Source organism: Pseudomonas sp. FG98 (assembly GCF_057808595.1).
In genome coordinates, this window is sequence record NZ_JBMDIJ010000076.1 from 18,482 (window position 1) to 29,419 (window position 10,938).

The 10,938-nt window shown below is 64.5% G+C and carries 7 protein-coding genes; 5 read left to right on the forward strand and 2 right to left on the reverse strand.

All coding sequences use genetic code 11. The annotated features are described in order from the left end of the window. Window positions 1-94 precede the first annotated feature (94 nt). Window positions 95-2,674, reverse strand: coding sequence for a sensor domain-containing protein (locus tag ACODSK_RS26995; RefSeq protein WP_489020367.1), 2,580 nt, complete (start codon window positions 2,672-2,674; stop codon window positions 95-97). Between the two features lie 250 nt (window positions 2,675-2,924). Between ACODSK_RS26995 and ACODSK_RS27000 the strand changes: the two genes are divergently transcribed. Next, complete coding sequence (locus ACODSK_RS27000) at window positions 2,925-4,514, forward strand: sensor domain-containing diguanylate cyclase (protein WP_489020369.1); 1,590 nt, start codon at window positions 2,925-2,927, stop codon at window positions 4,512-4,514. 122 nt (window positions 4,515-4,636) lie between these two features. On the opposite strand, the gene ACODSK_RS27005 is transcribed toward ACODSK_RS27000, so the two are convergent. After that, window positions 4,637-5,587, reverse strand: a complete 951-nt coding sequence (locus ACODSK_RS27005) for a DMT family transporter (protein WP_489020371.1) — start codon at window positions 5,585-5,587, stop codon at window positions 4,637-4,639. A gap of 101 nt (window positions 5,588-5,688) precedes the next feature. Between ACODSK_RS27005 and ACODSK_RS27010 the strand changes: the two genes are divergently transcribed. The 4 genes from ACODSK_RS27010 (at window position 5,689) to ACODSK_RS27025 (ending at window position 10,830) form a co-directional block, all read left to right on the forward strand. After that, the gene (locus ACODSK_RS27010; RefSeq protein ID WP_489020373.1) at window positions 5,689-6,576 is read left to right on the forward strand and encodes a LysR substrate-binding domain-containing protein; all 888 of its coding nucleotides are present in this window, start codon (window positions 5,689-5,691) and stop codon (window positions 6,574-6,576) included. Between the two features lie 219 nt (window positions 6,577-6,795). Further along, on the forward strand, window positions 6,796-7,806 hold the full coding sequence (gene dusA / locus ACODSK_RS27015; protein WP_489020375.1) for a tRNA dihydrouridine(20/20a) synthase DusA: 1,011 nt from the start codon (window positions 6,796-6,798) through the stop codon (window positions 7,804-7,806). A gap of 117 nt (window positions 7,807-7,923) precedes the next feature. Beyond that, window positions 7,924-8,850, forward strand: coding sequence for a transaldolase (gene tal / locus ACODSK_RS27020; RefSeq protein WP_489020377.1), 927 nt, complete (start codon window positions 7,924-7,926; stop codon window positions 8,848-8,850). Between the two features lie 84 nt (window positions 8,851-8,934). After that, on the forward strand, window positions 8,935-10,830 hold the full coding sequence (locus ACODSK_RS27025) for an alkaline phosphatase D family protein (RefSeq protein ID WP_489020379.1): 1,896 nt from the start codon (window positions 8,935-8,937) through the stop codon (window positions 10,828-10,830). The last annotated feature ends 108 nt before the right edge of the window (window positions 10,831-10,938 follow it).

Consider the following 10,938-nt stretch of genomic DNA (forward strand, 5'->3'; position numbering starts at 1 on the left):
TGGCAACGCCAGCTCCCACAGGTTTAGCAGTGCACACGATGCCTGTGGGAGCCGGCGTTGCCGGCGATGAGGCCCTCAGCTTCAACCCGAAACCTCAGCCTCCCCCCCCCACCACCACCCTCTCCTCCAGCCACTGCGCCAGGGCATCCGGCGCCAGCGGCGGCGAGTACAGGTAGCCTTGGGCCACCGGGTAGCCCTGCTCTTCCAGCCAGACGCTCTGCGACTCGGTCTCGATCCCTTCGGCCACCACCGTCAGGTGCAGGCTGCGACCAATCCCCAGAATCGCATTGCTCAAGGCCCGTGCGGCTTCGTCGGTTTCGATGTCGGCGACGAAGCTGCGGTCCAGCTTCAACTCGGACACCGGCAAACGCCGCAGATAACTCAGGCTGGAATAGCCGGTACCGAAGTCGTCCATCGACAGGCGCACGCCCTGGGCATGCACCTCGTCGATGGTCTTCATGGTGCTCGGATTGGTATCCAGCAGGATGTTCTCGGTCAGTTCCAGGGTCAGGTCGGCCGGCTTGAGGTCGTGATGGCGCAAGGTGTCGGCGATCATCCGCGGCAGGTCGAGGTTGTGGAAGCTGGTGGGTGACAGGTTGACCGCCACCGCCGGCACCGCCAGGCCCCGGGCGCGCCATTCGGAGAGCTGGCGACAGGCTTCGCGCAGCGCCCAGCGCCCCAGTTCGGCGACCAGGCCGCACTCCTCCGCCAGCGGAATAAAGCGCGCCGGGGAGATCTCGCCGAGTTGCGGGTGAGTCCAGCGTGCCAAGGCTTCGACGCCGTACAGGCGCCCGCTGGCCATCTCCACTTGCGGCTGGTAGTGCAGGCGCAGCTGGTTTTTCTGCAGGGCCTCGCGCAGGGCATTTTCCAGGGCCAGGCGCTCCTGGGCGAGCTTGTTCATTTCGCTGCTGAAGAAGCTGAAGCAACCACGGCCGCTGCTCTTGGCCTGGTACATGGCCATGTCGGCGCGGTGCAGCAGGGTTTCCACATCGCAGCCGTCGGACGGGTACATGGCCACGCCGACGCTGGCGGAAATCGCCAGATGGGTGCTGGCGATGGTCATGGGTTCGCTGAGCAGGATCTGGATGCGCTCCACCGCGTCGGCCGCGTGATCGCCGTCGCATTGCGGCAGGATCACCACGAACTCGTCTCCCGACAGGCGCCCGGCGATATCGGCGGCGCGCAGTTCGCGGCGCATCCGCGCGGCGACCTGGCGCAGCAGTTCGTCGCCGGCCGGGTGGCCGAGGGAGTCGTTGACCTGCTTGAAACGGTCAAGGTCGATGAACAGCACCGCGACCTGCTCGTTGTTGCGCCCCGCGCTGGCGATCGCCTGGTCGGCCTTGGCCTGCAGCAGACTGCGGTTGGGCAATCCGGTGAGGGCGTCGTAATAGGCCAGCTGGCGAATGCGCTGGCGTGAATTCTCGCGCTCCAGGGCCAGGGCACAGAGGTGCGCGCAGGCATCCACCAGACGCTGGTGGAACAGCGCCGAAGCGACATTGCGCGGCTGGCGGAAGTAGAAGGCGAAGGTGCCGATGGCCGCGCCCTGGCTGTTGCGGATCGGCGTCGACCAGCAACTGCGGAAGCCCAATTGGTTGGCCAGGCCCTGGTAGTCGGCCCACAGCGGATCGCTGGTGATGTCGTCCACCAGCACCGATTCGTTGCGCCAGGCCGAGGTGCCGCAGGAGCCCACGGTCGGGCCGATGCGCACGCCGTTGAGCTGGCGGCTGTATTCCACCGGCAGGCTGGGTGCGGCCAGGGAATGCAGTTGGCCGTCGTCGTCGACCCGCAGGATCGAGGCGGCCAGCTCCGGGGCGATGCGCTCCACTTCCAGGCAGATCAGCTCCAGCACTTCGGTCAGCGGCTGCTCCCGGGCCATGGCTTCGAGCACCCGGTGTTGCAGGGCCTCGTGCATCTTGGCCTGGGTGATATCGGTGAACAGGGTGACGGTGTGCTGCAACTGCCCGGCAGCGTCGAACACCGGGTTGCTCACCACCTTGGCCCAATAGCGCTGGCCCTGCTTGCCGGTGACGATTTCCTCGCGCTGCATGGAGCCGGCGGCGTACATCTCGGCGTAGTACTCGGCGATGCTCTGCTCGTCCTTTTCCGGCACCAGCAGGGCCATGGGACTGAGGCCCTTGATCTCCTCCGCACGCCAGCCGAACATGCGCCCGAAACCGGCGTTGGTGTAGGCGATGCGGCGCTGGCTGTCGCTGATCATCACCGCAGTATCACTGGCATCGGCCACCAGCGAGAGCATGCGCAGACGCTCCTGCTGGGTGCGCTCCAGATCCAGGCGCGGGGTGATATCGGTGGCGATCTTGAGGATCTGGGCCAGCTCGCCCTGCTCGTCGAACACCGGGGTGTAGGTTGCCTCCAGCCAGCAACTGCGTCCGTCACTGCGGATCCGTTCGACGATGCCGGAGCTGCCGCCGCCCTGGCGCAGGCGTGGCCAGAAATCGGCGTACTCGGGACTGCGCACCTGGGCGGTCGAACAGAAGGTACGGTGATGGCGGCCACGCACCTGCTCCAGGCTGTAGCCCATCAATGTCAGGAAGTTTTGATTGGCCCGCAGCAGGGTGCCGTCCGGGGTGAACTCGGCGATTGCCATCACCCGGTCCAGAGCGGCCAGTTGAGCCAGTGACAATTCGATGAAACGGTTGTCCTGAGACGTCATGTTCTACTCAAAAGATTCCGGCCCTGGCGGCCGGGTGGACCTGGAAGCCGGTGCCGGGCGAGTTTCCGGGATCAACGGGGCTCGCCTCCCTGGCACACGATCTGATGTCTCCATGATATTACCGCTATCGGTGGCGGGTCCATCACCACGACTAATAGCGCATTGCCTTACCCTTCTTGTGGCTATCGAAGGAAAGTCTCATTACCCTTGGCGCACCATTTTTCGGGTGTTCAGAAGCAAGGGGGCTTCGGTGCCGTTCAAGACTTTCTTTCGCTGGGATCTGCGCAGCCTGATCCTGCTGCTGACGCTGATCACGGCCCTGGTCACCCTGCTCAACAGCTTCCACGCCAGCTACCGCGTGCAGTACCAGTTGCTCATCGACAATGCCCTGGAAGCCAACCACGCCTACGCCTCGAAACTGGCTTCCAGTACCGAAACCTACCTGCAGGCATCACAACAGCAACTGGCCTATGCGGCCAACCTGATGGCCCGGGACTTCGGCAACATCGGCTACCTGAACGACGAAGCCGCGCGCCTGCGCCTGCAGACCGACACCTTCAACTCGATCATCATCACCGACGCCGAGGGCAAGGTACTGGCCACCTCGCCGGACACCCTGCAGATTGTCGGGCGCAAGCTGGATTCGGTGGGTGCGGTGAGCGCCCTGCGCGAGCGCAAGCCGATGATTTCCAGTCCCTACGTGTCGGCGGCGAACAACCTGATCATCTTCATTTCCCAGCCGGTCTTCGACCGTGGCGGCAACTACCTGGGGCTGGTGGGCGGGAGCATCTACCTCAAGCACAAGAGCATCCTCAACGAGCTGCTTGGCGAGCATTACTACAAGAACGGCTCCTACCTCTACGTGGTCGATGCCAACCGGCGCCTGCTCTATCACCCTGACCCCGATCGGGTCGGCAGCATCGTCGGGGCCAACAGCCTGATCGATGAACTCCCCAGCCACGACAACGGCACAAGGCGGGTGATCAACAGCGAAGGCCAGGACATGCTCGCCGGCTTCGCCACGGTGCCTTCGGCGCACTGGGGCATCGTCGCCCAGCGCTCCACCGAGGCGACGCTGGATGGGCTCAACGATCTGCTGTTGAGCATGATCTTCAAGACCATCCCGCTGGCCATCGTCAGCTTCATCCTGATCTGGTGGTTCTCGCGGATCATCGCCCAGCCGCTCAAGCAACTGGCGGCGGGTGCGCACAAGCTCAGCGAACCGGACACCAGCGTGCAGATCGAGAACGTGCGCTCGTGGTACTTCGAGTCCTCTGAACTCAAGCGCGCCCTGCTGATCGGGCTCAACCTGCTGCATGAGCGCCTCGGCAAGCTCAACCACGATATCCAGACCGACCCGCTCACCGGTCTGCGCAACCGCCGCGGCCTGGACCTGGCGGTGACCCTGTGGCAGGCGGAGCGGCGGCCATTCGCGGTGGTGGCCATCGATATCGATCACTTCAAGCAGGTCAACGACAACCATGGCCATGCGGTCGGCGACGAGGTGTTGCAGGCGCTGGCCGAGTTGATGCGCGGCTGTTCGCGGGACAACGACGTGATCTGTCGTTCCGGCGGCGAGGAGTTTTTCATGCTGCTGCCGGGCGCCACGCCCGAGGCGGCGGCGCTGGTCGCCGAGCGCCTGCGTGGGGTGGTGGAAGAAACGCGCTTCGAGACCATCGGCCATCTGACCGTGTCCATGGGCGTGGCGGCCTGGCCGTTGCATTCAGAGAATGCGGCGCGGGTGTTCGAAGTGGCGGATGAGCAGTTGTATCGGGCCAAGCAGGAGGGGCGGAACCGGATTTGTGTGGCGCTTGGGGATGAGGTCAGATCCTCGGCTTGATGGTGTGGCTGATGGCCTCATCGCCGGCAACGCCGGCTCCCACAGGATGGACTGTATGCACCGCATAACCCTGTGGGAGCCGGCGTTGCCGGCGATGAGGCCCTGAAGGCCACCCGCGATTGTCAGGCAGCCACATCCTTCCCAACCACCACCGCCTCCACCTTCGGCTTCCCCGGTTTCAACCGCGATACCCCGAACAGCACCAGCGCCAGCCCGACAATCTGGTAGATCGAGACCTCCTCGCTCAGCACCAGCCACGAGGCCAGTACCGTCAGCACCGGCCCGAGGTTACCCACCGCCGCTGTCTGCGTCGGGCCCATACGCTGGATCGCCAACGATACCCAGTAGATCGGCAGCACAGTGGAGAACACCGCCATCAGCAAAGCGTTGAACCACACCGCAGCCGGCAATTTCCCGAGCAGGGAAAAGTCGCCGGTCAACCCGTAGTGCCCCAGCACCATCAACGACGACGCCGTCCCCGCCAGCCCGGCCAGACGCATCGAGCTCATGGTCTTGAGCATCACGCCGGTGCCGGAGTAGTACAACGCATAGGTCACTGCACTGGCGAACACCCACAACGAGCCGAGAATCACCTGGCTGCCGACCCCGGACACACTGAGGTCATGGGCAAAGGCGATGCCCAGGCCGAGGTAGCACAGCCCCATGGCCGCCAGCACCCGTGGCGTCGGCTTCTCGCGCAGGGCCACGGCCTGGAAGATCAGCACCAGGGTTGGGTAGGTGAACAGGATCAAGCGCTCCAGCCCGGCGCTGATGTATTGCAGGCCGTAGAAGTCGAACAGACTGGCCAGGTAGTAGCCGAACAACCCGAGCAACAGCACCCGCCCGGCGCTGCCCAGGGTCAGTGGCGCCTTGCCTTGACCCCGGCTGAGCCATACCAGCCAGAGAAACAGCGGCAACGACAGGGCCATGCGCAGGGCCAGCAGGGTGATCGCATCCACCGTCCCCGCCGCGTAGGCAAGCTTGACGAAGATGGCCTTCATGCTGAAGCCAAGGGCCGAGAGCACTGCGAACAGGCTGCCGTTGTCGATGTATCGCTGGATCCGGACGTTCATGGAGGTCTGCACCAAAATGTGACGAGCCTTATTCTGGACAGAAAGCCGATTGGCTAGAATCGCTTTTTTCCGAACAGGGCTTTCTGAATTGGAGAAACCCCATGCACTTTGATCTTGCCGACCTGCGCCTGATCGCTGCCATCGCCGAGAGCGGCAGCCTGAGCAAGGCGGCGGCGACGTTCCCGGTAGCGGTATCGGCCGCCAGCACGCGCCTGCGTCAATTCGAGGAGCGCAGCGGGGTGACCCTGTTCAGCCGCAGGGCCGACGGAATGCAACTCACTCCGGCCGGGCGCCTGGTCCTGGAATCGGCCCGTGGCGTACTGGGCGAAGCGCGCAAGCTGGAAGACACCCTCAAGGAGCTGGCCGGGCAAAAACGCACCACCCTGCACCTGGCCGCCTCCACGGTGACCAACAGCACCATCCTGCCCACGGTGCTCGGACCGTTTCTGTTCGACTACCCGGAAATCGACCTGCACCTGGTCGAGCACAAGAGCGTGGATATCCTGCCCATGGTCCAGCGCGGCGAATGCGAGATCGGTGTGTATGACGGCAACCTGGTCAACGAAGGGGTGGTGTCGGTGCCCTTCCGCACCGAGCGACTGGTGCTGCTGGTACCGGTGGAGCACCCGCTGACCCAGCACAGCCAACTTCACCTGCACGATGCCCTTGGCTATTCCTTCGTCTGCCTGCCGGCTGAACGGGCCATGCAGCGCTTCGTCGAGGAAAAGGCCATGAGCCTGTCGATCCCCCTGAAAATCCGCGTCCGCGCCCCCGGCTTCGAAGCCATCGCGCAACTGGTGGCCCAGGGCGCGGGCATCGCCATGCTGCCGGAGACCCTGGCGCGGCGGCTGGAGCAGGAGTTGCCGGTGTGCTGGGTGAGGCTGGAGGAGCGTTGGGCGACGTTGGAGTTGCGGATCTGCTTCAGGAACTGGGAAGCGCTGAGCTCGCATGGTCGGCAGTTGGTGGATTTTCTCTCGGGCCGGCCGTGAGGCACTTCGAACTTCAGATCACGCTTCGCCTTCGTCAGGATCATCAACAGCCCCTCTACTTGGTCGGTTACTTGGTCAGTTACTTGTGCGGTGGCCCCGTATACGCCAACAAAGCGCGCTGTCGAAGGGACTGGTAAACTGGCCGCCTTTCCTCGATCACAGCCACCTTCCGCCACCAGGCCGAAGACGTTGACGAGCCCCCAGCTACGTAGTCGAAAAATGCTCCCAGAATCCGCCACAACCCCGCAATCCGAGCCTGCCGCCCTGTCCCGCCGCTTCAGCGTCGCGCCGATGATGGACTGGACTGACCGCCGCTGCCGCTACTTCCTGCGCCTGCTGTCGCGCCATGCCCTGCTCTACACCGAGATGGTCACCACCGGCGCCCTGCTCCACGGCGATGCCGCGCGCTTCCTCGGCCACGACGCCGCCGAGTATCCGCTGGCCCTGCAACTGGGCGGCAGCGTGCCGGCGGACCTGGCGGCCTGCGCCAGGCTGGCCGAGGTGGCCGGCTACAACGAAGTGAACCTGAACGTCGGCTGCCCCAGCGACCGGGTGCAGAACAACATGATCGGCGCCTGCCTGATGGGCCATCCGGCACTGGTCGCCGATTGCGTGAAGGCGATGATCGATGCGGTGCAGATTCCGGTGACGGTCAAGCACCGCATCGGTATCAACGGCCGTGACAGCTATGCCGAGCTGTGCGACTTCGTCGGCCAGGTGCGCGATGCCGGCTGCCGCAGCTTTACCGTGCATGCGCGGATCGCCATCCTCGAAGGCCTGTCGCCCAAGGAGAACCGCGAGATCCCGCCACTGCGCTATGAGGTTGCGGCGCAGTTGAAGCAGGATTTCCCCGATCTGGAGATCATCCTCAACGGCGGCATCAAGACCCTCGAGGAGTGCCACGAACACCTGAACACCTTCGACGGCGTGATGCTCGGCCGCGAGGCGTATCACAATCCCTATCTGCTGGCGGAAGTGGACCAGCAACTGTTCGGCAGCACGGCACCGGTGATCAGCCGGGCCGACGCGCTGGAACAACTCAAGCCCTACATCGCCGCGCATCTGGCCGCAGGCGGGGCGATGCACCACGTCACCCGTCACGTCCTCGGCCTGGCCCAGGGCTTCAAGGGCGCCCGGCGCTTCCGTCAACTGTTGTCGGTGGACGTGCACAAGACCAACGATCCACTGGGCCTGCTCGACCAGGCTGCTGAATTGTTAAAGGGCCACTAGGAACCCGCGCGCGTCCCGGCACTCGAAGACTTACCTTTGAAAAGCCCGCCAGCACGGCCTTGAGCCGCTGGCAGGCGTCGGGTAATGTCGTCGCACCGCACAGGACAGAGCACGCTCATGACTTCCAAGCTGGAACAACTCAAGCAGTTCACCACGGTCGTCGCCGATACCGGCGATATCGACGCGATCAGCCGCCTCAAGCCGGTCGATGCCACCACCAACCCTTCCCTGCTGCTCAAGGCCGCCGCCATGCCCGGCTATGCCGAGCTGCTGGACCAGGCGATCCGCGCCAGCAAGGGCAATGTCGACCTGGCCTGCGATGCTTTCGCCGTGGCGGTGGGCAGCGGCATTCTGAAAGCGATTCCCGGCCGTATTTCCACCGAAGTGGACGCCCGCCTGTCCTTCGACGAGCCGGCCCTGCTGGCCAAGGCACGCAAGTTGATCGAGCTGTACGACCAGGCCGGCGTCGGCCGCGACCGGGTGCTGATCAAGCTGGCCTCGACCTGGGAAGGCATCCGCGCCGCCGAAGTGCTGGAGAAGGAAGGTATCCAGACCAACCTGACCCTGCTGTTCTCCTTCGCCCAGGCCGCCGCCTGCGCCGATGCCGGGGTGTTCCTGATCTCGCCTTTCGTCGGGCGCATCTACGACTGGTACAAGAAGTCCACCGGCCAGGAGTACGTCGGTGCCGAGGACCCGGGCGTGCAGTCGGTGACCCGTATCTACAACTACTACAAGGCCAATGGCTACGACACCGTGGTCATGGGCGCCAGCTTCCGCAATATCGGCCAGATCGAGCAACTGGCCGGTTGCGATCGCCTGACCATCAGCCCCGAGCTTCTGCAGAAGCTCAGCGATGACCAGGGCGAACTGGAGCGCAAACTGCAGCCGGGCGCTGCCGGCGAACCACGCCTGGAGCTGAACGAAAGCCGCTTCCGCTGGGCCTTCAACGAAGACGCCATGGCCACCGAGAAACTGGCCGAAGGCATTCGCCTGTTCGCCCGCGACCAGGAAAAACTCGAGGCCCTGCTCTCCGCAAAAGCTTGATACAAATATCGGTTTGCCAGTAGTCGCGACAGCGCGGAAAGTCCCGCCTCTTCCGCAACTACTGGCAGACGATCTCCCGCCCTGATGTCCGATTCTTCCTCCTTGCCGCTGGTACTCGCCGGGCCGCTGTTGCGCCGCCTGGAGGCCACGCGCATCGTCTTCTGGCTGGTCGCCTCGCGACCGCTGGACGCCGAACTGCACCTTGATACGCCCGAGCCGCAGCGCCTCACCCTGGATGCCGGGCGCTGCCAGGTCCTGCCGGTGGGGCGCCATGCCTTCGTGCACCTGATCGATGTGCAACTGGACACGCCCATGCCGTGCGACATGCGCATCGGCTACGACCTGCTGCTCGACGGCCAGGGCATCGCCGAATGGGCACCGCACCTGCTGTATGACGGCAAGGATCGTCCGGACCTGGTGGTGCGTTCGCGCCTCGACCAGTTGCTCCACGGTTCCTGCCGCAAACCCCATCACCCGGCGGCCGACGGCCTGCTGTGCGCCGACCGCCTGCTGGTCGCTCCCCACGGGGCCAACGAGCGCCCGGCGCTGCTGATGATGAGCGGCGACCAGGTCTACGCCGACGATGTCGCCGGCCCCATGCTGCGGGCCATCCACGCCCTGATCCAGCTCCTCGGCCTGTACGAGGAATGCCTGGAAGGTGCGGTGATCCGCGACAGTGTCGAGCTGTACGGGCACCCGGCCAGCTACTACCACCGCGGCGACCTGCTGCCCGCGCTGAAAAGCAACGAAACCCTGCGCGAGCGCTTCTTTGGCGGAGTCCGCAAGCCGATCTTCACCAGCAGCAATGCCGACAACCATCTGGTGACCTTCGCCGAAACCCTGGCGATGTACCTGCTGGTCTGGTCACCGGTGCCATGGACGCTGATCGAGCCGCAGATGCCGGCGCTGAACGCCGAGCGCCAGGCGCGCTACCGGCTGGAGCAGGAGTGCCTGAAGGCTTTCGTCGACGGACTTGGCGACGTGGCCCGGGTACTGGCGCACCTGCCGTCGCTGATGATCTTCGACGACCACGACATCACCGATGACTGGAACCTCTCGGCGCAATGGGAAGAAACCGCCTACGGCCACCCCTTCTCCCGACGCATCATCGGCAATGCCCTGCTCGCCTACCTGCTGTGCCAGGCCTGGGGCAACAATCCGGACGTGTTTCCCGAACTGCTGGAACAGTGTGCCGGTTTGTTCGCCACTGCCCAGGCTGACGGTCATCTGGACGGGCCGGTCCAGGATGAGCTGATTGGCGACCTCCTGCGCTTTCAGCAATGGCACTTCGTGCTGCCGACCAGTCCAGCCTTGCTGGTACTGGACACCCGCACCCGCCGCTGGCGCAGCGAAAGCAACCTGGCCAAGCCCTCCGGCCTGCTCGACTGGGAAGCCCTGTGCGAGCTGCAACAGGCGTTGCTCGACCATCCCTCGGCGATCATCGTTTCCCCCGCGCCGATCTTTGGCGTGAAGCTGATCGAGACGATCCAGAAGATCTTCAGCTGGTGCGGCTACCCGCTGCTGGTGGATGCGGAAAACTGGATGGCCCATCGCGGCGCGGCCCAGGTAATCCTGAATATCTTCCGTCACTCGCGCACGCCGGGGCACTACGTGATCCTGTCCGGCGATGTGCATTACTCGTTCGTCTACGAAGTGCTGATCCGCCATCGCCAACGCAGCCCGCATCTGTGGCAGATCACCAGCAGCGGGATCAAGAACCGCTTTCCGGCGCGCCTGCTGGAGGTGTTCGATCGCTTGAATCGCTGGCTGTATGCACCACGCTCGCCACTGAACTGGTTTACCCGGCGGCGCTTGATGGAGGTGGTGCCGCGGGTGCCGAGCCATAGCGAGGCCGGGGAAAGGCTGTGGAACAGCGCCGGGTTGGGACGGGTGTTTTTCAACGAGGCGGGGCAGCCGGAGAGGATCTACCAGCTGAATTCAGACGGGTCTGAGGCGACCGAGTTCTTGCGGCGGGACTGAGGGCCTCATCGCTGCATGGGTATCTACACATCTCGCTTAGGCTCAACGCGGACCTTGTGGGAGCGGGTTCACCCGCGATTACGTCGGTGACTTCACCACCGCAATCGC

Coding starts and splice junctions, on each gene's coding strand:
- ACODSK_RS27005 (WP_489020371.1), bottom strand. CDS start 5,587: ATGAACGTCCGGATCCAGCGATACATCGACAACGGCAGCCTGTTCGCA.
- ACODSK_RS27010 (WP_489020373.1), top strand. CDS start 5,689: ATGCACTTTGATCTTGCCGACCTGCGCCTGATCGCTGCCATCGCCGAG.
- ACODSK_RS27025 (WP_489020379.1), top strand. CDS start 8,935: ATGTCCGATTCTTCCTCCTTGCCGCTGGTACTCGCCGGGCCGCTGTTG.
- dusA (WP_489020375.1), top strand. CDS start 6,796: ATGCTCCCAGAATCCGCCACAACCCCGCAATCCGAGCCTGCCGCCCTG.
- ACODSK_RS26995 (WP_489020367.1), bottom strand. CDS start 2,674: ATGACGTCTCAGGACAACCGTTTCATCGAATTGTCACTGGCTCAACTG.
- tal (WP_489020377.1), top strand. CDS start 7,924: ATGACTTCCAAGCTGGAACAACTCAAGCAGTTCACCACGGTCGTCGCC.